Raw genomic sequence first — 22,376 nt, 5'->3', positions numbered from 1 at the left:
AACAGGGCGTCCGAAGCGCCATCGCACACGCCGCTACATATGGTGTGAGGTGCGTACCCGTGAGTCGGATACGCACCTCACACCATATTTCAATATTCCAATGCCGTTCACCTTACCGGCAGATCAGCGAAGCACACCCTCGATCAGACGCGTGATGAGCTCGGTATAGCCGATGCCGGAGGCGTCCCATGCCTTGGGATACATGGAAATCGGCGTGAAACCGGGCATGGTGTTGATCTCGTTGACCATTACCGTGCCGTCGGGGGTGACGAACGTATCGACACGGCTCAGTCCGGCACCATCGACTGCGGCAAAGGCGCGGCGTGCCACATCGCGCACATCCTCAAGCACGCTCACCGGCAGATTCGCCGGCACTTCGACATGCGATGCGGAGGAATCCATGTACTTGGAATCGAAATCATAGAATTGGTCGTCGCCCTGATCGCGATGGTCGAGCACAATCTCGCCCGGCCAGCTGGCTTCCGGTTCATCACCGGGAGCGGCGCACAGCACGGCACATTCGATTTCACGCGCGTCGATGCCCTGCTCGACAAGCACCTTCCAATCATGCTTGCCGGCCTCGGCCACAGCGGCTTCCAACGCGGCGATCTGCGCCTGCTCATCATCGGCCTGCTCGACCTTGGTCACACCGAAGCTGGAACCCGCGCGGGAAGGCTTGACAAACAGCGGGTAGGCGAGCTTGGCTTTCTTCACCTCGTCATACACCGATTCTCCGGTGGCGTGACGAGCGTCGACCATAATGCCGGGAGCGGTGGGGATGCCTGCGGCGTTCAGCACGATCTTGGTGTAGTGCTTGTCCATGCATGCGGCGGAGGCGAACACGCCGCAACCGACGTACGGCACGCCCATCATTTCCAGCAGCCCCTGCACGGTGCCGTCCTCGCCGTACACGCCGTGCAGTACGGGGAATACGGCATCGATATGACCCAGGGAGATCACATGATCAGGCTGGCCGGGATCGTCTGCGAAGAAGCCGTCCTGACCGCGGGAAACGTCCAAGGTGACCGCACGCGAATCCGCGGTGGCGACGACTTCCGGCAGCGTGCCGTCGTCGAGACTCCAGCTGCGCGGATCCTCACCGCCGACGATCCATTGCCCGGTTTTGGTGATGCCCACGGGAACCACGTCGAAGCGTTCGGCATCGATCGCGTTCAGCACACCGGCCGTGGAGATGCAGGAGATGGAATGCTCGTCCGCACGACCGCCGTACAGCACCATGATGCGTTTCTTAGCCATAATTCTCTCGTTCCTTTCACTCGGCGGTGATAGTACCGTCGAAGAGTTGCGCCAGCATGTCGGCGCAGGAGATGCCTTCTTCAAGTACACGGTTCATGGCGCAGGCCAGCGGCGTGGGGACGCCGTACTGCTTGCCCAACGCGACCACGGCCGCCGTGGTCGGCACGCCTTCGGCGACGCCATTGCTCACCTTGGCTGCCTCGTCACGACTCAAGCCCTTGCCAAGGTTGGCGCCGAACGTGTAGTTGCGACTCAGCGGAGAGCCACAGGTAGCGATGAGATCGCCCACACCGGCCAGCCCGGCGAAGGTCTTCGGATCGGCGCCGGCTGCCTCGCCCAGCGCGGTGAGTTCCGCCAAGCCTCTGGTCTCGATCATGGCCGCGGTGTTTTCACCATAGCCTGCGCCGCGAGCCATGCCCACGGCGAGCGCGACCACGTTCTTCAGACTGCCGCACATTTCCAGACCGATCACATCGGTGGTGATGAACGCCTTGAAATAGTCGGTGGTGCAGGCGCGGGCGACCTTCTCCGCATTGTCGAGGTTCGCACAGCCGACCACGGTCGCCGCCGGCTGGCGCGTGGCGATCTCCTTCGACAGGTTCGGTCCGGACACTGCGGCGAAATGCTCGGCATCCAGGCCGAGGGACTCGCACACGACCTCGTCCATGCGCTTGTTGGTGTTACGTTCGATGCCTTTCATCAGGCTCACCACGATGGCGTCCTGCGGAATCAGACCTTTGAATTCGGCGAGGGCCACGCGGGCGAACTGGGCGGCGATGGCCACCACGATGATGTCGGCGTTCTTGACGGCTTCCGCACGGTCGCCGGTGGCGGTCATATTATGAGGCAGCTCCTCCACCACGGGAAGACGCACGCCGTTATGGTGATGGTCGCGGATGCCTTCCACGATCTCCGGCTCGATGGCCCACATGGTCACATCGTTGCCGGCATCGGCAAGCACCTGCCCGAAGGCGGTGCCCCATGCTCCAGCACCCAGCACGGTAACATTCGTCATTTGTCTACTTCCTTATCTTGCGCGTGGATGGTTCGATACGTCATTCCGCAACCCATGCGATGCCGGCGTCCAGCTGTAACGGCTCGACGCCATGCATGGCCACGGAATCAAGTTCAGTCGGCAACCCGCTTCATCGTGCGGAAATCCCAATACCCGTCCGGTGCTTTCTCGCCACGGATCTCCTCCATGATCTGAGTCATGCGCACGCGGATGCGGCGGGTGAGCTCGTCGGCGTCCTCGGCGTCCGGCCATTCGCCCCACGAATCCTGATGTTCCAGCAGATCCGCGTAATCAAGACGGGTATCGTAGCACATCACCACGTTCTTACGCGGCCATGGCCACAGATGGTTGATGCTCGCGGCACCCCACGTCACGGCGCAGAACAGCGGAATCTGCTTGCCGGAACGGCGCGACGCCTCCAAGGCGATCATGCCCACGCCGTTCTTCATGCTCATCGGCCACTTTTGCGGGTCACGGGTCACTGTGCCTTCGGGCCATACGGTGAGAGGACGCCCGGAGGTGAGAATGTCAACGGAGGTCTCCTCGATCGCCCGTGCCTGGCCACTGCGGCGACGGACGGGCTGCATGCCCACGGCCTGGAACCATTTGCCGATCAACGGCCATGTCGCCATCTCAGCTTTGGCCATGTACCTCGGGCGACGGCCCTGATGGAACAGCGAGACCATCGGCACGAACACGTCGTACATGGTCACATGGGTGGCCGCGGTGATGAACGGACCGGTTTCGGGGATGTTCTCCAATCCCCATGCGCGCACCTTGCTGCGATTGCGCAGCACCACGTCGCATCCGGTGAGCAGACGCCTCGTCGCCTTGGGATTCTGCGCGGCGATCTCCGCCTCATTGACGGTGCGCGGCTCGTTGGGCAGATCATGCAAGGGTTCCACGAGATGATGATGCTGCGCGAGCTTCGCTACCTGCTCATCGCTCAACGGTTTGACCGCCGAACGCGGCGAGGGTTTTCCTTTGGATGCCATGCCTTCTATTGTGCCCCACACGGTGCCCTAGCGGGCGACCGATTCGATTCGTTGGTTCCTTCGCGGATTCAGGAACCCGTATACCCACGAGTTCACTATGGTTACGCATTGATCCGCATCAATGATGAGGGCCCGTACCGCACGGCACGGGCCCGGAGAATATCAGTCGAAATCCGCTCCAAGCGCTTCGAGCTTGCCACGGAAGTCCGCGTATCCACGATCGATCAGGCTGATGCCATGCACGTCGGACGGACCATTGGCGGCCAGTGCGGCAATCAGGTGACTGAAGCCGCCACGCAGATCCGGCACGTCGATATCACGCCCGGTGAGCGGGGTCGGCCCGAAGATCACCGCGGAATGCTTGTAGTTGCGCTGCTGGAAACGGCACGGCAGCGATCCGAGGCATTCACGGTACAGCTGCACGGTCGCGCCCATCTGCACCAGCGGCTTGGTGAATCCGAAACGGTTCTCGTACACGGTCTCGTGCACGATCGACAGGCCCTTGGCCTGGGTCAGCGCCACCACGAGCGGCTGCTGCCAGTCGGTCATGAAACCGGGATGCACGTCGGTTTCGATGGCGACGGGATGCAGATCGCCGCCCGGATGCCAGAAGCGAATGCCGGAATCGGTGATGTCGAATTCGCCGCCGACCTTACGGAACACGTTGAGGAAGGTCATCATCTCCGGCTGGGTGGCGCCCTTGACGAAAATATCGCCGTGGGTGGCGAGCGCGGCGGAAGCCCAGCTGGCGGCCTCGATGCGGTCGGTCAGGGAGGTGTGCGTGTAGCCCTTGAGCTCCTTGACGCCTTCGATGCGGAAGGTGCGGTCGACATCGACGGAGATGACCGCGCCCATCTTCTGCAGGACGGCGACCAGATCCATGATCTCGGGCTCGGTGGCGGCACCGGACAGTTCGGTCTTGCCTTCGGCCAGCACGGCCGCGAGCAGAGTCTGTTCGGTGGCGCCCACGGAGGGGTACGGCAGATGGATCTTCGCACCATGCAGACCGTGCGGCGCGGTGATGTGGATGCCGTCGCGATGCTCCTTGTTCACGTCGGCACCGAGCTTGCGCAGCGTCTCCAGATGGAAATCGATCGGGCGCCCGCCGATGTTGCACCCGCCAAGCGCGGGGATGAACGCCTCGCCCAAACGGTGCAGCAGCGGACCGGAGAACAGGATCGGGATACGCGACGAACCGGACAGCGTATCCACGTCGGCCACATCGGCCAGATTGACGTTGGTGGCGTCGATGGTCACGGTGCCGTTGTTGCCGTCGAACGCGACATCCACACCATGCAGACGCAGCAGGTCGGAAACCACGTACACATCACGGATCTCCGGCACATTCTTCAGCACGCTGACACCAGGCGCAAGCAGCGCGGCGACCATCGCCTTGCTGACGAAATTCTTCGCGCCACGCACCTTAATCGTGCCATTCAGCGGACGACCGCCTTCGACGTGCAGCACGTCATTGTTATTCTCAGCCACGAATCAACCTCTCTCGCGTTTGCAGTGACTCCACAATACTGTTGTCCAGTTTGCCATATCTCATGTGAGTACGTCGTGAAATACGCTGAACTCATCTGCTCTGAGCGCAACACCACAGCTTACATCGCAGGCAGGAGTTCACAACACCAACCTGCACAAGGCTTCAGCGCCGCATCACGCTTTCAGACCGTGCCCAACAGACCGCCGAACAGCACAATCAGCAGCGCGCACACCTCGAAAACGAAAAACAGAATGAACGTGGCCCAGCTACGTGTCAGCACGTTCAACGGCGAATCCTTCTTGATCATCACCAGCAGACCGACCCACACCACGGCGAACACGGCCACAGCGAAACCGGCGGAGATGATGCCAAGATTCGCGGCATTCGCAACAGCGGAGGACTTGCCATACACCACGTATGTGGAATACCAGAAATCAAAGCGCAGCAATGCCAGGCCGGCTATCAGCTGCTCGGCGGCGAGCGCCACGGCGAACAGGATGCGCCACAGCCAGTGTGCGGAATCGACCACCGCCAGGCCCAGGCAGGTGAGCGCGGCCAGCGTGACCGTCCAAGAGACAAAGGCCATGCCCTGCGGGGTGAGGATATTGAGATGGCTCACCACCCAATCGGTGTGGTTTACCGCGAGCGCGCGCCCCAGCCCATATGGTGCGACCACCGCGGCAAGCACGCCGATAATATACACAATCCAGCGTGTGGGGTGCGCTTTGCTGCGTTCGATGTCCGCAAGGGAAAGCTCGGTTTCGGGAATGGTGGAATCGGGATGCTTCGACACCTCCACGGTCTCGACCTTGCCGCCGATGATTTCCTTCGCCTCATTAGCCGAACTGGTGGTTTCAGCGTGTGTGGTTTCAGCCATGCCGCCCCCGAAAAATCTTGTATTCTGCGTTTACCACCAGCATAGTAACGGCTCCCACCGGAAAGTGCGCGATCGGCGGGCTGTGCCGGCATGCGCATGGTCGCCGCATACAACAAAACCCACCGCAGTCGGTGGGTTCGAATGGAGCGGATGACGGGAATCGAACCCGCGTAATCAGTTTGGAAGACTGAGGCTCTACCATTGAGCTACATCCGCGTTGCCTTGTGTCTGCCGATAACGACAGTGAAAGACGTGTGCCATTATACACAAGGTTTGGGCAATACGCCCACATCGGCGGTGCGAATGGTGTGTACGATACCGTCCGCAGTGCGTAGATCCAGCGAAGCATCGGCGTTCAGAGCCACTGCCTCACCTTCCATTTCACTGCCGTCAACATAATGCGCTACGGCGTGGCGCCCAAGCGTGTAGCAGATTTTCTCCACTTCATCACGCAGATCCTGCGCCTGCCTGTGGGGGTCCGCCGCAAAACCACGCAACCGCGCACGCAACGATTCGACGATGCCGGCCGCGATGATGTCGCGCAACGATTCGGCGTCCGGCAGCGGCGCATAATGCAGCTGCAACGATGTGGACTGGGCTGTGGGAAGATACTCGGCATCAATGGCGAGGTTCAGCCCGATGCCGAAGATGATGGCGATACGATCAGCGCCCTTGTTGTCGTCGTTATATCCTTCCGCCATGGAACCCACTGGCAATGAGGCCATCTGCGAAAGAATGCCGCCGAGTTTATGCCCGCCTAGGAATACGTCGTTGGGCCATTTCAGCATGAAACCCGCGCCATCGGCATCGTCGTTCACGGTTGCGATCGACTGTGCGCCGCATTCCCGCATCGCGCCACGCAACCCGTCGACGGCGGCAAGACCGGCGATCATTTGCAGCCAGCCGTTCACGGAAGCATCCAAGGCCAGCCAGCGCGGCACCGCCGTCACAAAGGTGACGGCGAAGGATTCGCCCGGTCTGCTCACCCATGCATGGTCGAGCCTGCCACGCCCTGCGCTTTGCGTATCGGCGGCAATCGCCACCACCGAATCATCGTTCAACTGCAGGGTTCCGTCCTGCAGCAATCTGCCTGCCTCGATATTGGTCGAATCGATGCTGCGGTATACGATGACCCGACTGGTCACGCGCTCGGTGCGCGGCATGCGCGAGTCGACGTTATACGCGCCGTGGCTTGAACCCATGGCAGGTTCCGATGCTGTCGATAATACGTTCATACGTTCCCCCACTGTAGTTTCACGTGTCCCTTATATTCCCTATATTCCGTCGGTTTCCGGCCGATCCTCCATCTGCAGTATGACCACGGCGGATGCGACGGAACCGTCATGCGACAGAGACACGTGGAATACCGGCATGCGGTTTTGCCCTGGTCCCGGCTCGTTCACGCCCAACGAATCCGTCAACGCCGTGGATGCTTTCGCAGACAGAACGACCCGTGGGCATCCTCGCGAATCGTCGAGAATCTCCACTTCACGCCACGGGAAATCATCAAGCGTGTACGGGTATTCGCCGGCCCGAGCGTTCCCCTCCCCCGCGTTCGTGTGCCGTGGCAGCTGCGCAATCGCCTCGCACCAGGCTTTCAGCACCGCCTCCTTGCCGGCCCACCGTGCGGCCAAATGGAGGGATTCGTCATCATGCTTCATCCGCGCGCGCAAAGCCGCCTGACGTAGTTCACGCGTGGAGAACAAAGCACGCAACCGTGCCCCCGGCTCGTTCAATTGTTGCGAAAACCCACTGATATCGACCACATCATGGCCAAGACCCATCAGTGACATGATTTCGTCGCTCTCCTTGAATATGTACTTCCCACACCCGCCTGCACGGCCCTGCCGAGCTTTTACGCTGCAGATCATCGGGCGTCTATGAAACAAACATACGCTGTGGGCGCCCGACTCGTTGGATTCCATGGAATCCTCGGAATCGGGCGCCCACAGCGCATTATGCGTCACCGAGTCGATTTAGCCGGCGACGGCGGTGCTCAGGCCTCGAAATAGCCGGAAGCGCCAAGTCGCGCATCCGGGTCGAGCAGCATGGCCTTCTCGACCTCGTGCGAGTCGTACCCGCGCTTGTCCTCGTGGAAGCGGCGGTTGTCGATCGGCTCGTAGAGCGCGGCGCGACCCATCATGCCTTCCTCAAGGCGACGCTGACCGGCTGCCAAGCGCGCGTTGGCGCGTTCGCGCCATTCGTTCAGCGCTTCCTCACCAGCGGTGTTGGCCACGGAGGCTTCAAAGGCGCCCGGATTCACGATCGCGGCGAAGCCGGAGACGTGGCCGAAGCCGAGCGACGTGGCCAGGCCCGCCTTGATGGAGCCGACATGCAGCGGCTTCCTGAGCCAGACCATGTGGTCGTCGCGCTTGAGCTTCGGGTCGACACAGTCGAGGGCAGCGTTCGCCGGAATCACGCCGGACTTGAACAACTGGGTCAGGCCGTTGACCTGGAAGATGCAGGCACCGCCCTTGGCGTGGCCGGTGAGCGACTTCTGGGAGATCACGAACAACGGGTTGCCGTCGGTGCGGCCGATGGCGTGAGCCAGCGTGTTGTGCAGTTCGGATTCGTTCGGATCGTTGGCGTTGGTGGACGTATCGTGCTTGGAAACCACGGCGATGTCGTCCGGCGTGACACCGAGCTTGGCAAGATCATGCACCAGCTTGGAGTCCTTGCCGCCCATGCCTGCGGCGAGCGCACCCAGTCCCGGAGCCGGGATGGAGGTGTGCGCGCCGTCGGCGTAGGAGTGGACGAATCCGACCACGCCGGCGACCGGCAGGCCGAGCTTCAGCGCGATGTCACCACGCGTCAGCAGGATGGTGCCACCACCCTGGGATTCCACGAAGCCGCCGCGGCGACGATCGTTGGCACGGGAGAAGAAGCGCGCGTCGATGCCCTTGGCATACATCTCTTCGGAATTGGCGGTGGCGTTCATGTTGCCGAAGCCGATCACGGATTCCACACCGATGTCGTCGATCGCGCCGGTGACCACGAAGTCGGCCTTGCCGAGGGCGATCTTATCGGCGCCTTCCTCCAGGGAGACGGCTGCGGTGGCGCAGGCGGAAACCGGCTGGATCATGTTGCCGTAGCCGCCGATATAGGACTGCATCACGTGTGCCGCGACGACGTTCGGCAGGGCTTCCTGCAGGATGTCGGTCGGAATCTCATGGTTGAGGAAGCGGTCGAGGTACAGCTTCCTCATGGAGGCCATGCCGCCGAAGCCGGTGCCCTGGGTGGAGGCGACCATGGACGGGTGTACGGCCTGCAGGATCTCCACCGGGGTGAAGCCTGCGGACAGGTAGGCGTCCACTGTGGTGACGATGTTCCACAGGGCGATCTTGTCCACATCGCCGACCATGGAGGCCGGAATGCCCCACTTGACCGGATCGAAGCCCTTCGGGAACTGGCCGCCGACAGTACGAGTCATGGCGGCGCGGCGCGGCACGCGGATCATGGAGCCGGCGTGACGGGTCACGTTCCATTCGCCGGATTCAGCGTCGGCTGCGAAGCTCGTATGCGCTTCGTCAAGCTTGACGTACTCTTCAGCGATCTCACGAGTCGGCACGGAGAAGGTCACATCGTGGTCGAGGAAGACTTCTGCTTCCTCCTCGTCGGTGCCGTCCTTGTAGTCGTTGCCCATGCCCTCGTCGAACGGACGTACGCCGGAACGTGCCACGACCTCGTCGTGGTAGCGTTCCGCGATGTCCTCTTCGGGCACCAGGTTGCCGTCGGTGTCGTACCAGCCCGGCTTCGGGCTGTCGTTCCATGTGAGCAGACCCATGTTCCAGGCCAGTTCGAGCACGGCGCCGGCGGACAGGTCGACCTCGCCGTCGGAATGGATGCCGAGCTCGGCTTCGAAGCGGGTACGACCGGAGCCCCACGGGCCAAGTTCGCCGACGGAGACGATGACGATTTCGTCCTCCGGCCGTGCGGTGACGTTCTTCCAATCGGCCAGATCGACCGGGGCCTGTTGCGGAACGTGCGGCGTCGGCAATGCCTTGATGGTCGCGCCGGAGCGCTTGGCCTCGTCGGCAACGGTCGTTTCGTCGGCCGCCGCAGCGGCATCGGCCATGGCTTCGGCACGCAGCGCCTTGATATCGATCGGCTCGGAACCCAAGCCGCCGGCCAGATCCACGTCAAGCGGAGCGGACACTGCGGCTTCACGGGATTCGCGGGTGGCCAGATCGAGCAGCTTCACTGCGATTTCAGCGGTGGAATAGGTCTTCAGACCGTGACGTTCCACGACCTCGACCAGCGGATCATTGCCGCCCATCAGGCCGGTGCCACGCACCCAGCCGATCTTCGGATGAGCGAAGGTCACACGGCTGGACCACACCTTTTCGGCGCGAGCGCGGTTCACGATCGCGTCGAAGGAGCTCTTCACCTCGCCGTAGGCACCGTCGCCGCCGAAGATGCCACGATTCGGGGAACCCGGCAGGATCACGTGCAGCTTGTGCTGGACATCCGTGTCGGCGCCGATCTTCGCCAGACCGGTGATGGCACGTTCGACGCCCCACAGCATGAGTCGTGCCTGGGATTCGAACAGTTCGCCGGAATCGGCCAACGTGCCGTGCACCGGCGGGGCCGCGAACGGGAAGAACAGGCTCGGCTCATACGCCGGCTTGAGGATCGTGGTGGTCGCGCCGGAGGTCTTCTTCTGCACATTGCCGACCCAGTCCACCAAAGCGTCCACATCACGGTAGCTGGAGAGGTTCGCCGGAACGAGCCACAGCCTGGCGTCACCTGCCGCATGCTCGCGGTAGGTCTGCTTAGCCCATGCCTTCACGCTCGGCTTGAAGCTGTGCGAGGTGGCAACCACGGTCGCGCCGCCGGCGAGCAGGCCGTTGACCACCTGCGCGGCGATGGAGTTCGGAGCCACACCGGTCACCACGGCGACATCACCGGCAAAGCGGCTGCTCGCAGCGTCTTCGGAAACGGATTCCAGGGCCTCGGCAGCTACACGCTGGTAGGCGGCCTTCAGTTCGGCGTCATCGACCTTGTCGGCGTACCACATGGCTTCGGCTGCAACCGTCTTGCCCAGACCGACGAAGCTGCCGAACAGCACGGACGCATTGCCGTCATAGTAGGCGCGGGCAAGGTCCTCACGAGCGGATGCCCAACGGTCGTCGAACAGAATGGCCTTGCGTGCGTCGAAGCGCGGTTCGACCTGCTTCGGCCAGTCGGAGCCAAGCTCGCTCTCGACCGCAGCCACCACGGTGGCGTTCTCGTCAACGCCATCCTCGGCCACCGGAGCGGTAACGCCCAGCTGGTTCAGCACGAACTTCGCGGTGGAGGCAAGCACGCCATCGGCGCCCGTAACCTTGGCTGCGAACGCGTCAAGTGCGGCGGAGTCGACTACGGCGCCGCCAGCCGCCCCACCCGCGCTCGGCATGGCCACAGCCACGCCCTTGTCGGAGGCGACCTTCTGCACAGCGGCATCGATCAGCGCGTTGGCCACAGCGGCGTTGGATGCGGCATCGGTGGACAGCGAAGCAAGGTCGCCGCCACGGGAACTGGCGCCCTCACGGGTTTCAAGCACCAGAGCGGCCACCACATGGGATGCCCAGCCTTCGCCAAGCTGCCAGGTGTCGGTCACGCGCTTGGTGATCTGCCCCAGCTTCACGCCGGCAGCACCAAACAGACCACGCACGCGGTCGCGCACGATGTCGGAAAGCACCGGACCGAACGCCTTATAGTTCGGAGCCACCTTGTTGACCAAGGCGCTCAACGCATTCACCGTCGCTTCGGCGGCACCATCGACACTGGCCACGCCCAGCTCGGAGCTGATGTCCATGAGCAGCTGGTTGCGACGGGAGGAGACACCGTTGGTCAGCGTATCGGTGGTGTCGGAATCACCGATCTGATCCGGACGCACCTTGGCGGAATACGCCAACAGCATGCCGATGGCATCGGATGCCTTGAACGGGATATCCGCTACGGCGGCACCGGACGGCGCACCAGCCGGGGCTGCGGGAGCGGCAGCGGCAGGAGCGGCGGCCTGTGCAACCGGAGCCGCCGGAGCCGCGGCCTGTGCGGCGGGAGCGGCTGCAGGAGCACTCTGCTCAATCGGCTCATCGTCGGTTTCTGCAACCAGCGAATCGGAATCGGTCATGTATACACGGCCCTCGTCGCGACCGACGTTGTACACGGTCACGTCACGACCGGAGAACTGCGGCAGACGCAGGGTCTTGGCACCGAGGTTGGCCAGCGTCGGCGCATTGCCGAGGCCCACCTCCACGTATTCCTCGACACCGAGGCCACCCTGCTCGGCGGAACCGAACAGCAGCGCCTGGGTTTCGATCCAGCGCACCGGGGATGCGAACTGCCAGCTCAGCAGTTCGGTGAGCAGCAGTCGGCCGAGCTTCTGGTCGTCCTCGGCATAGGAGTCCCACACCTTCGGATCGTCCAGCGCGGCCTTGATGCGCTCGGACGGCACGACTTCAAGAATCTTGGCGGCGAACTCCTTGGTCATCTCGAACGGCACGGCGACCAGGTTCGGAATGTAGCGACCGACCAGACGGCCACGGTAGTCGATGTACTGCGGCAGCAGCGCGTCGAGCTTGTCGCGGAACTCCGGCACGCCCTTCCTGAGCAGCGTGGAATGGAACGGCACGTCGATGCCCGGCACCAGCATGAACGCCGGCTTGCCGCCGTATTCGGCCACGCGACGGGCGGAATCGGCCTTCAGCGCCTTCAGACCGGCGATGGTGCCGGCGACGGCATACTGCTGGCCAGCCAGGTTGTAGTTCACGATCTGCAGGAACTCGCCGGACTCCTTGGCCACGGACTCGACGTACTCGCGCACGCCGTCGTCGCCCACACCGAACTGGTTCGGGCGCAACGCACCCATGCGGTAGTTGGAGCGCCCCTTCTCATCACGCGGAATGAGATGATGCATGGTGGAGCCACGGTGGAACACGAGTTCGAGCACGGTTTCCAGCGGAATCACACCGGCAAAGGAGCTCAGCGCATTGTATTCGCCCAGCGAATGGCCCGCGAAGTACGCCGGCCAGATGTCGGCGCCGGCCTCGCGCAGGCGCGCGGTCTGTGCGAATGCCACGGTGGCGAGCGCCACCTGGGTGAACTGGGTGAGGTTGAGCAGGCCTTCCGGATGACGGTAGGTCACGCCGTTGGCGGTCAGTTCCTTCGGGTTGTCGCGCACGACGGCGAGGATCGAGAATCCGAGCTTCTCGCGGGTGAGCTTGTCGGCGCGCTCCCACACGTCGCGGGCGGCCGGGGACTTGGCGCGCTCGTCAAGCACCATGCCCTGCTTTTGGATGCCCTGGCCCGGGTAGACGAATGCGGACTTCGGCGCACGCACGATGGCGGTGGCGCGGGAGACGATGTTGCCGTCGATACGGCTGGTCACTTCGAGCACCATGCCGGCGTGGGCCACACGGCCGACACGTTCAATGGAGATCTCCACCTCGTCGTCGAGCTGCACCATGCCGTACATGTTGTAGGTCCAGCCGGCAATCTCATAGTGGGCGCCCTTCTCGTCCAGCGCCTGCACGGCGTACTGGGCGGTGGCGGACAGCCACATGCCGTGGACCAGCGGGGCTGCGAGGCCGGAGACCGCGGCGCCGCGGTGGGAGGTGTGGATCGGGTTGAAATCGCCGGAGGTGCGGGCGAATGCGGTCATCTCGTGGGGTGCGGTCACGGTGACGCGACGCAGCATGCGGCGCGGCGTGCTTTCGATCTCGGCTTCGATGCCACCATATTCCGGAGCCTCGGGCGGCAGCGCATCGGAATAGGCACGGCCGCGGATGGCGAAGCGCTCGGTTTCGTTGGCCAGCAGGGTGCCGTCTTCGGTGGCGTGCTGCACATGAATGGTCACCACGCGTCCGGATGCGGATTCGAAGTAGTCCTCGGCCCAGCTGGTGAGCTGGATGGTCTCACCGGTGTGCTTGAGCAGTTCATTTTCGCTCACTTCGAGTTCGATGAGATGATCGAGGTGCACTGCGTTGAGCAGGCCTTCGATGACCGGGAAGCCGTTGACATACACGGATCCGAGCGCAGCGTAGATCGCCGGCCATGCCGGTCCGACGAGCGCGTCCGGCGCGATACGGGACGCTACGAGATTGCTGGGCAGTGCGCCACCGGTTGCGGCCTCATGGTCGAAGCCGAGGTTGGCCGACAGCGTGTAGCTGGCATGCGCCTGGCCGAACGGGCATGCGGTCTTGTCGGCCACCTGTTCGATCTTCGGCATGGCGGTGAGCTTGTCGCCGGTGATGGCGACATTGCCGATGCCTGCGGTGTCGGCGAGCATACGGTAGACGTGTTCCGGCAGACGGTCACGGTCCACAACCGGGAACAGACCGGATTCGTTGCCGTTGACGTTCAGCGGGATGACGATGTCGCGCACGGCGTGCTTGGACTTGCCGCCATCGGGATCGTTGTCCCAATACGTGTCCAGATGGATGTCGAGATCATACTGCTCGATGCTGCCCTGCGTGCCGACCTTGCGGATCTCATAGTGCTCGTCGCCGTTGGCGGTGCCGAACGCCGGGTTCGCCATGAGATGGCCGACCCAGGAGATGTTCGGGGATTTGCGGATGAATTCCTCGGCGGATGCGGCTGCGCCCAATTCGGCAAAGGCTGCCTTGTCGGCGGCCGGGGAATCGGCTGCAACACGCTTGACCATCGCCTGCTCGAAGCGGCCGAGAATATCGGCGACCGGCTCATCGATGGTCGTGATGCCGGCCACGGAGATCGGGCCGGGGATGATGCGCACGGAATCGGCGGAATAGCGGGAATCCTCGGACTGCCACAACTGATCCTGACCCCACCAGCGCAGCAGATCGTTGTCGATGACCGGCACGAACGGCATGGGCTTGGGGTATTCGCGCACCAGCACCGGGAACCAGGCTTCGTCCATCGGCGTCACCTTCAGCTCGGCGGCCTGCGGGTAGGCTTCGGCCAGCTTGGCGATGGCCGCGTTCGGGTCGGCTTCGACATCGGCACGGGTGGCGAACAACGATTCGAGTTCGCCATGCTCCTGCTTGGCGACACGGGCCTCGATACGCTGCAGCAGGTGCAGGAAGCGATCCGCGTAGGTCTCGTCCACCCACGGGAAGGCGAGATCGGCGAAACGCTGAGCCCACTCAAGATAGGTCATGGTCTTCAGATCGCCGAAATACGGCTTGGCGGTGGCGTTGAGCGCCTCGATGATCTCCTCACGGCGCTTTTCCAGTTCCTCCGGGTGCTTCATCACGCGAACCAGCAGGCGGCCGCAACGGGCGGAGGCGTTCTCCAGCTCGTAGATATCGGCGTGCAGATGGCTCAGACCGGAGGTCACGCCGCCCTTGGCCTGACCGGACGGCACCCACTGCTCGCCCAGCGGGGCGAACGGGTCGTCCTCGGCGCCCTTGGCGGCAATGCCCGGAGTGTTCACCAGCATCTGCTTGACTTCCGGACTGGTATGCGCTTCCTTGGCGGTCATCACGGCCGTGCCGACGAGCACGCCGTCGACGGGCATGAGCGGGCGACCGTACTCCTTCGACCATTCACCGGTGATGTAGTCGGCGCCGCGTTCCGGCGTACCGATGCCGCCACCGACCACGAGCACGAGATTCTCCTGCTCGCGCACTTCGGCATAGGTGCTCAGCAGCAGATCGTCCAGGGATTCCCAGGAATGGTGACCGCCGGCGGAGCCGCCCTCGACCTCGATCAGCACCTTGGTGGGTGCCACGGCCTTGGCGATGCGCACCACCTGGCGGATCTGATCGACGGTGCCCGGCTTGAAGCTCACATACGGGAAGCCGTCCGCGTTGAGATTATGGATGAGTTCCACGGCCTCATCGAGTTCGGGGATGCCTGCGGAAACCACCACGCCGTCGATCGGGGTGCCGCTGGCACGCTTCTTCGGCACGATGCGCTGGGAGCCGAACTGCAGGTTCCACAGATAGCGATCCATGAACATGGCGTTGAATTCGACGGTGCGGCCTTCTTCGAGCTCCTCTTCGAGCTTGGCCACATGGCGGTCGAACACTTCGGCAGTCACCTGGCCGCCGCCTGCGAGTTCCGCCCAGTAGCCGGCGTTGGCGGCCGCGGCCACGATTTCCGGTTCCACGGTGGTCGGGGTCATGCCTGCCAGCAGCACCGGAGCCTTGCCGGTGAGCTCGGTGAATGCGGTGCGCACCTTGTCGCCTGCGGAGGTGTGGATGATGCTGGGTGCGAAACGCGTCCAATTCTGGGTGCGTTCCGGCGAGGATTCCAGCGTGGCGAGCTTGGCGCGATCGGCCACGGCGGAGGCTTCCACCACGCCGACGCCGGTGCCCTGGGCAACGGTAGAGAACAGCTTGCCCACGGTGTTGCCCGGGCCGAAGTCGAGCACCCACAGCGTGCTCGGATCGGTGGAGCTCATCAGCGCACGGACGCGAGCCGCCCAATCCACATGGTTAAGCAGCACTTCAGCCGCAAGTTCACGTGCATGGGAGGCGTCGATATCGCAGGATTCAGCCCATGAAACAGTCTGTGAAACAGCGTCGGCCATCAGCGGGCTGTGGAACGGCAACGTCACGTCAAGGTATTCGAGCACCGGGTCGAACACGCGGCCGCCACGCACCTTCTCCTCACGCAGCTTGGCCTGGCGCTTGTGCTCCTTGGCCACTTCCACACCGAAGGCGGCCAGATCCTCCGGGTATCCGGACAGCACGTAGTGGGTGGCGGAATTGGTCACGGCCACGGCAATCGGTCCACGAGCACCGTCCACGCGTTCGATCAGCGCATCAACCTGCGCACGCGTGATGTCCTTGACGGACAGCATCGGGGTCGCATCCCCATGGCGTGCTGCCAGACCAAGCTGGCGCGCCTGGCGGGTACCGGCGATGCCGATCAGGGATGCGATGGCGAGAATCTCGTCGATGCTAGGCGCGGCAGCCTCAACGCTGCCGGCTTCGCGAATGGCCTGCACCATGTGCACGGCAAGAATGCCCTGGGAGTGGCCAAGCACGGCCACTGGCTTGGCTTCGGCAGGATTGTACCCGAGCTCTTCGGCATCGATAAGCGCACCCAGCTGGGCCAAGGCGATGCCCGGCACGCTGGCGGACGCATTGGCCGCCGCTCCAAGTTTGGCGGGGTTCGGTGTAAAGCCGAACAGATCGACCGGTCGGCCGGTGGTGGCCAGCAGGTCGGCGCTTACCGGGTACAGCAGGTTCTGTGCCTGCCGCACGTGGGCATGCAGCTGCTCGTCGAGCACGGGATTGGCCGTCTCGTCGGCGAGCGCCACCGGCCATGGGGTGGATTGGCCTGCAAAGGCAAGCGCGTGCGGCTCGCTGGCAAGGCGGTTGAGGAAGAAGGGGTTGCTCATGGTGTTTCCTTACTTGTGTTCCAAAATTCTTCAGTCGTGATATGGAGTGCTGCCGTTCATGCGAAGGCTCTGTCCTCGTATGCGGGTGTTGCTCTCCGCTTGGTCACTGCGGCTGGTTGCCGTGGTGCTTTTCCGTGTGGCGCACATGCGTCTTGTTGGCGAGCAGCTTCAGCGAGTTCACGATGGATTCGCGTGTCTGTTCCGGGTCGATCATGGCGTCGATGGCACCGAGCTCGAGCGCGAGATTTGCATTGACCGTGCTTTTCTCGTATTCGTCGACATACTTGGCGCGCAGCGCATCCACATCCTGCCCGGCGGCTTTCGCCTTGTTCAGATCATGGCGGTGGATGATGTTTACCGCACCGGCCGCGCCCAGTACCGCGATCTGCGAGTTGGGCCATGCGAAGTTCATGTCCGCACCGATCGACTTGGAGCCCATCACGATGTATGCGCCGCCGAACGCCTTGCGCAGAGTGACGGTGATCATCGGCACCTGCGCGTTGGCATAGGCGTAGATCACCTTCGCGCCGCGACGGATGATGCCTGCGTGCTCCTGATCGGATCCGGGCTTGTAACCGGGGGTGTCCACCAAAGTGATGATGGGCAGGTTGAACGCATCGCACAGTCTCACGAAACGTGCCACCTTTTCCGAGGCGTCCACGTCGAGGATGCCCGCGTTCACAGCCGGCTGGTTGGCGACGATGCCCACGGGCTTGCCTTCCATACAGGCGAATCCGACGATCGAGGATGCACCGAACAGTTCATGCACCTGTACGAATTCGCCGTAATCGGTGATGCAGCGGATTACGTCGAGCATGTCATAGGGCTGACGGTCGTTGTCCGGCACGATGCCGACAAGTCGTTTGGCGACATCACGTTCGGCACGGGTCGGCGCATAGGCGTACACCGGAGGCTTCTGTCCGGCGTTGGACGGCAGGTATGCGAGCACGGTTCGCGCGTAGTCGATGGCGTCCGACTCGCCGTCCGCCAGGTAATGCGCCACACCGGACACGGTGCTGTGCACTTCGCCGCCGCCGAGTTCGTCCATGGAGATCGTTTCGCCGGTGGCCGCCTTCACCACGTCCGGGCCGGTGACGAACATATTCGAGTTCTCACGGGTCATGATGATGAAGTCGGTAAGCGCCGGGCAATACACCGCGCCGCCTGCGCACGGGCCGAGGATCAGGCTGATCTGCGGTACGAAACCGCTGGCACGGCAGGTGCGGCGGAAGATCTCACCGTACTGGTTCAGCGCGGCCACACCTTCCTGAATGCGTGCACCGCCCGAATCCACGATGGCGACGATCGGAATCTTCAGATCCAATGCCATATCCATCAAATGGCAGATCTTACGACCTTCCTCGGCGCCCAACGTACCGCCTTTGACGGAAAAGTCCTGCGCATACACGGCGACTTTACGCCCATAGACCTCGCCGAATCCGGTGATGACGGCGGCCCCGGCATTGCCGTCGTTGATATTGCCGCCGCGGAACCTGCCGATCTCTTCAAAGGTGCCGGTGTCGAACAGTAGATCAAGGCGTTCGCGCGCAGTGTTCTTATGCTTGGCGTGCTGCTTGGTGCGAGCACGCTCCTCGGCGTTCCGGGCCAGTTCCGCGGCCTTGGCCACGGCCGGGCGCAACGGCTGCCGGGCCTGTGCCTGGGCGGCGGCGATTTCGAGAATGTCGCTCACTGCTTGCCTCCCTTCACATCCAACGTCACCAGCGTGTCTCCGGCTTCGACGCCGTTCGCGGGCCCGACGAAGATCTTCTTCACGGTGCCGGCTGCGGGGGCGTACACGTAGTTCTCCATCTTCATGGATTCGAGCACCACGATAAGATCGCCCTTGGCGACCTCCTGGCCTTCCGCCACGTTGATGCGGGTGACGACGGCCTGCATCGGGGAGGCAATGACGCCGGACTTGGCGGCGTCGCCGTTATCGCCCTTGTTCTTTTCGCCGGCATGCTGCAGCACGCCGCCGCGCAACGGCTGGGTGATGCGCTTGGCGTCGCGAGACCGCGCCGAACCGGTAAGATTTTCGACGATATCGAGCGGAACGGTGAGTTTGACGCGACGGTTGTTCATTTCGATGACGAAGCTTTCGGAACGCCCGGTATTGGACGGTTCGGAGGCTGCGGCACCGCTGACCGATGCCGGCTGACCGGTTTTGGCGGACGCCGGCTCACGATTGAGGTAATGGCTTTCCAACCATTTGGTGTGCACGGCGAAGGCATGCCCATGTTCCGCGGTGAAATCGTCGTTGCGGAAGATCTCCTTGAACAGCGGAACCGGTGTGGGAACGCCTTCGACCACGAGCTCGTCGAGTACGCGGCGCACACGGGCTACTGCGGTTTCGCGATCCTGCGCGGTGACGATGACCTTGCCCATCATCGAATCGAACTTCGGCGATACGGAGTCGCCTTCGACCACACCGGTGTCGATGCGGACGCCTGGGCCGGTAGGCCACATGATGTGTTCCAGCGTGCCGGCAGCCGGGGTCAGGTTGGTGTTGGGATCCTCGGAGGTGATGCGCAGTTCGAAGCTGTGCCCACGCGGTGCCGGTGCCTGAGTCAGCTCGCCGCCGTCTGCAATGGTGAGCTGCTCTCGTACCAGATCGAGACCGCTTACCTCTTCGGAGACGGTATGTTCGACCTGCAAACGTGGGTTGACTTCAAGGAAGTAGACCTTGCCCTGCTCGGTCACCATGAATTCGCAGGTTCCGAGCCCTACATAATCCACGGTTTCGAACAGTCTGCGGGAATACTCGCCGAGCGTGTCGATAACGGCGTCGCTGAGGAACGGCGCCGGCGCCTCCTCCACGAGCTTCTGATTACGACGCTGCAACGAGCAGTCACGGGTGGAGTACACGGTGAAGTTACCGTGGGAGTCACGTCCGCACTGTGTTTCGACATGACGTGCGGCGCGCACGAACTTTTCTACGAAATATGCGTTCAGATCGCCGCCCTGCAAGGAATCATGGCTGGCGAAGAACCTCCGCAGCTCCTCATCGTCGTTCACGACGGTAATGCCATGGCCGCCACCGCCATCGGTGCGCTTCATCATGACCGGATAGCCGTAGGTGTGCGCGAAGTCCAACAGTTTGCGGACGCTGCTCACCGGTTCGGACAAGCCGGGAACCGGCGGAACTTTGGCTCGTGCCGCCACGCGGCGGGCGCTGATCTTGTCTCCAAGCTCGATCAGGGCTTCGGGACTCGGGCCGACCCAAATAGCACCGCTTTGTGCGACCTTGCTGGCGAAGCTCGGCACTTCGGACAGGAATCCGTACCCGGGGTGCACCGCGTTCGCACCGGTACGCTGAAGAATGTCGATCAGCGCGTCCTCGTTGAGATACGTGTCCTTGTAGGTATCGCCGCTCAGCAGGAACGCTTCATCGGCAAGATCGACATATTGCGATTCGCGATCCTGCTCGGAATATATCGCGACAGTGGATATGCCCATTTCGCGAGCGGTACGCACCACACGCAGAGCGATTTCGCCGCGGTTTGCAATCAGTAGTTTTTTGACAATTGACGCCATAGTGTTAATTATTTACGCCGGTATGCAAGTCAAAACAATCTGACACAACACAAAATCGACACGTGCCTTTTGTGAGGTTGCACAAACGTTACCGTAGGTAAACAGCCGTATCCTGTACTCGGAATTGACGAATTCCCCTAATCTGTCACGCCTAGAAAGGCTGTTTCATGCGTAATACTATCGCTTTGATTTCTGCGCGTTTCACCACGTTGTCCCGCAGCCGTATCGGTTCCGTGCTCAAGTCCGTGATGTTCGCCGTGCTGCTGTGGGCCGCCAGCGCCGCGGGCAGCATTCCGATTCCCGGCACGCCCGTGCCGATCACTCTGCAGACCTTCGTGGTCATGCTCGCGGGTCTGATGCTCACCTGGCGTCAGGCGGGCGCTGCAGTCGGTATGTATCTCGCCGCCGGTGCGGTCGGTCTGCCGGTGTTCGCCGGTGGCGCTTCGACCCTGGCTCTGATCGGCCCGAGCGCAGGCTTCCTGATCGGCTTCCTTCCAGCCGCGATGCTGACCGCCGTGCTGAAGGGCGAGGCACGCACTGATACCGCGAAGCACACCGCGATGACCGCCGCACGGTATCTGCTGGCCGCGTTCGCCGGTTGTGTCGTGCTTGATTACGCGCTCGGCTTCATGGTGCAGTCAGCGCTCACCGGCATTTCCATCAAGGTGGTGGCCATCGCTTCCATGGGCTTCGTCGTCGGTGACATCATCAAGGTCTGCGTCGCGGCACTGACCGCCGCCGGCCTGTCCAAGCTCGACCGCTGACGATTCCCCGTCACATATATCTCCTCTTAGGGCCAGCCGATTCCGGCTGGCCCTTTGTCATACCCCAAGCATGCACGGGTAACCCCCCCCCCAAAAAAAAACTGAACGAGAAAAACTGAACTGCGCCCCGATTGTTGGACATGGCCGGCATCACCATACCGGATCTTGATCGCCAATCACGCCTGAGCGGCATGGCGCGGCGGCCCTTCCGGCGTACGCTTGCGCCGACGGACCGCCACAATGCCGCCCCAACCGCACAGGAGCACCGACCCGCACACCCATGCGCCGACGGTCCGGCCGTCATGCAGATCTGTCGGATCGGGGGCGGGAACGGGCATGCTCACACGATGGCCGGAGACCAGGAGCCGGTGGGAATTGATGCCGTATGGCGTACAGGTCATCAACGTCAGCCGATCCTGCCCGGGAACAATGCGCAGCTGCGAGGTATCGGTCGGTTCGATTACGGTGATGCGATCGACTTCATAGGCCAGGGTCCTGTTCATCGTTGAGATGTAGATGAAATCGCCTTCGCGCATTTCATCCAATCTGGTGAACATCTGCGCCTGCACCATGCCGCGATGGCCGGTGATGACCGCATGGGTGTTGTTGCCGCCGACCGGCAGGCTCGTGCCATACAGATGCCCGGAGCCAAGGGACAATTGCTTGTCTCCGGTGCCATGGTAGATGGGAAGATCCACTGAGATCTTCGGTATGGACACGCGGCCCATGATGCCGTGACCTTCGTTGAGCAGCCTGCCGTAGCGTTGATCCTGCGCCGACTGGGAGGACAGGCGTTCCCCATTACTGAACGGGTCGGCCTGGGCTCCCAGCACCGGCTGTCCGGATCGGACGAGATCGCGGTTGTAGGCACGCGCCGCCCGCAGTTCGTCGTCGATCCGACTTTCCGGCCACAGTCGCACCTGCTGTTCGACGGAAGACGCCGACACGGACATGGACGTCTGCGACGCATACTGCATCAGCAGCGGAACCACCGTGCATACCATCGCCACGGCGATCAAAATCCCCGCGACGGCGTACATCACGCGCAATCGCCGACGCATACGGGCGTATGCCCGGTATTCTTTGGCAACGTCGACCAGCTGCTCGAACGAAGGTGTCACCGGCGTCATT

Annotated in this window: 12 protein-coding genes and 1 tRNA gene; 1 reads left to right on the top strand and 12 read right to left on the bottom strand. The window is 62.8% G+C overall.

The genetic code is table 11. The features are described 5' to 3' along the window. Window positions 1-123 precede the first annotated feature (123 nt). The 11 genes from BBAG_RS00875 to BBAG_RS00825 all read right to left on the bottom strand — a co-directional run bounded on the left by BBAG_RS00875 (window position 124) and on the right by BBAG_RS00825 (window position 20,481). On the bottom strand, window positions 124-1,257 hold the full coding sequence (locus BBAG_RS00875) for a D-alanine--D-alanine ligase family protein (RefSeq protein ID WP_003827411.1): 1,134 nt from the start codon (window positions 1,255-1,257) through the stop codon (window positions 124-126). Window positions 1,258-1,273: 16 nt separating this feature from the next. Next, window positions 1,274-2,272 (bottom strand): NAD(P)H-dependent glycerol-3-phosphate dehydrogenase, encoded by a 999-nt coding sequence (locus BBAG_RS00870; RefSeq protein ID WP_003827409.1) that lies wholly within the window; start codon window positions 2,270-2,272, stop codon window positions 1,274-1,276. 113 nt (window positions 2,273-2,385) lie between these two features. Then, on the bottom strand, window positions 2,386-3,267 hold the full coding sequence (locus BBAG_RS00865) for a lysophospholipid acyltransferase family protein (protein ID WP_003827407.1): 882 nt from the start codon (window positions 3,265-3,267) through the stop codon (window positions 2,386-2,388). A 162-nt stretch (window positions 3,268-3,429) separates the two neighbouring features. After that, window positions 3,430-4,755 (bottom strand): UDP-N-acetylglucosamine 1-carboxyvinyltransferase, encoded by a 1,326-nt coding sequence (gene murA / locus BBAG_RS00860; protein ID WP_003827406.1) that lies wholly within the window; start codon window positions 4,753-4,755, stop codon window positions 3,430-3,432. Between the two features lie 182 nt (window positions 4,756-4,937). Next, window positions 4,938-5,633, bottom strand: a complete 696-nt coding sequence (locus BBAG_RS00855; RefSeq protein WP_003827404.1) for a hypothetical protein — start codon at window positions 5,631-5,633, stop codon at window positions 4,938-4,940. Between the two features lie 142 nt (window positions 5,634-5,775). After that, a tRNA-Gly gene (locus tag BBAG_RS00850) sits at window positions 5,776-5,849 on the bottom strand. A gap of 44 nt (window positions 5,850-5,893) precedes the next feature. Then, complete coding sequence (locus BBAG_RS00845; RefSeq protein ID WP_003827402.1) at window positions 5,894-6,835, bottom strand: biotin--[acetyl-CoA-carboxylase] ligase; 942 nt, start codon at window positions 6,833-6,835, stop codon at window positions 5,894-5,896. 72 nt (window positions 6,836-6,907) lie between these two features. After that, window positions 6,908-7,426, bottom strand: a complete 519-nt coding sequence (locus tag BBAG_RS00840) for a holo-ACP synthase (protein ID WP_193352295.1) — start codon at window positions 7,424-7,426, stop codon at window positions 6,908-6,910. Window positions 7,427-7,629: 203 nt separating this feature from the next. Next, window positions 7,630-16,947, bottom strand: a complete 9,318-nt coding sequence (locus BBAG_RS00835; protein WP_033509000.1) for a type I polyketide synthase — start codon at window positions 16,945-16,947, stop codon at window positions 7,630-7,632. 103 nt (window positions 16,948-17,050) lie between these two features. After that, entirely contained in the window at window positions 17,051-18,637 is a 1,587-nt protein-coding gene (locus BBAG_RS00830) for an acyl-CoA carboxylase subunit beta (protein ID WP_003827393.1), read from the bottom strand. Continuing rightward, window positions 18,634-20,481 (bottom strand): ATP-binding protein, encoded by a 1,848-nt coding sequence (locus BBAG_RS00825; protein ID WP_003827392.1) that lies wholly within the window; start codon window positions 20,479-20,481, stop codon window positions 18,634-18,636. The genes BBAG_RS00830 and BBAG_RS00825 overlap by 4 nt, the downstream gene beginning before the upstream one ends. Window positions 20,482-20,648: 167 nt before the next feature. Here BBAG_RS00825 and BBAG_RS00820 point away from each other — a divergent pair, with 167 nt between their 5' ends. Next, window positions 20,649-21,245 (top strand): biotin transporter BioY, encoded by a 597-nt coding sequence (locus BBAG_RS00820; protein ID WP_003827391.1) that lies wholly within the window; start codon window positions 20,649-20,651, stop codon window positions 21,243-21,245. A 176-nt stretch (window positions 21,246-21,421) separates the two neighbouring features. Here the strand turns inward: BBAG_RS00820 and BBAG_RS00815 are convergent, their stop codons facing one another. Then, entirely contained in the window at window positions 21,422-22,375 is a 954-nt protein-coding gene (locus BBAG_RS00815) for a class C sortase (protein WP_003827387.1), read from the bottom strand. Window position 22,376: the final 1 nt, after the last annotated feature.

The organism is Bifidobacterium angulatum DSM 20098 = JCM 7096, from assembly GCF_001025155.1.
Lineage (GTDB): Bacteria > Actinomycetota > Actinomycetes > Actinomycetales > Bifidobacteriaceae > Bifidobacterium > Bifidobacterium angulatum.
Note: the sequence above shows the minus strand (reverse complement) of the source record. Positions and strands in the feature narration are given on the sequence as shown.

Excerpts from the sequence above, each read along its gene's own strand:
- BBAG_RS00825 (WP_003827392.1), bottom strand. The coding sequence starts at position 20,481 with ATGGCGTCAATTGTCAAAAAACTACTGATTGCAAACCGCGGCGAAATC.
- BBAG_RS00875 (WP_003827411.1), bottom strand. The coding sequence starts at position 1,257 with ATGGCTAAGAAACGCATCATGGTGCTGTACGGCGGTCGTGCGGACGAG.
- BBAG_RS00815 (WP_003827387.1), bottom strand. The coding sequence starts at position 22,375 with ATGACGCCGGTGACACCTTCGTTCGAGCAGCTGGTCGACGTTGCCAAA.
- BBAG_RS00870 (WP_003827409.1), bottom strand. The coding sequence starts at position 2,272 with ATGACGAATGTTACCGTGCTGGGTGCTGGAGCATGGGGCACCGCCTTC.
- BBAG_RS00855 (WP_003827404.1), bottom strand. The coding sequence starts at position 5,633 with ATGGCTGAAACCACACACGCTGAAACCACCAGTTCGGCTAATGAGGCG.
- BBAG_RS00840 (WP_193352295.1), bottom strand. The coding sequence starts at position 7,426 with ATGTCACTGATGGGTCTTGGCCATGATGTGGTCGATATCAGTGGGTTT.
- BBAG_RS00835 (WP_033509000.1), bottom strand. The coding sequence starts at position 16,947 with ATGAGCAACCCCTTCTTCCTCAACCGCCTTGCCAGCGAGCCGCACGCG.
- BBAG_RS00820 (WP_003827391.1), top strand. The coding sequence starts at position 20,649 with ATGCGTAATACTATCGCTTTGATTTCTGCGCGTTTCACCACGTTGTCC.
- BBAG_RS00845 (WP_003827402.1), bottom strand. The coding sequence starts at position 6,835 with ATGGGTTCAAGCCACGGCGCGTATAACGTCGACTCGCGCATGCCGCGC.
- BBAG_RS00865 (WP_003827407.1), bottom strand. The coding sequence starts at position 3,267 with ATGGCATCCAAAGGAAAACCCTCGCCGCGTTCGGCGGTCAAACCGTTG.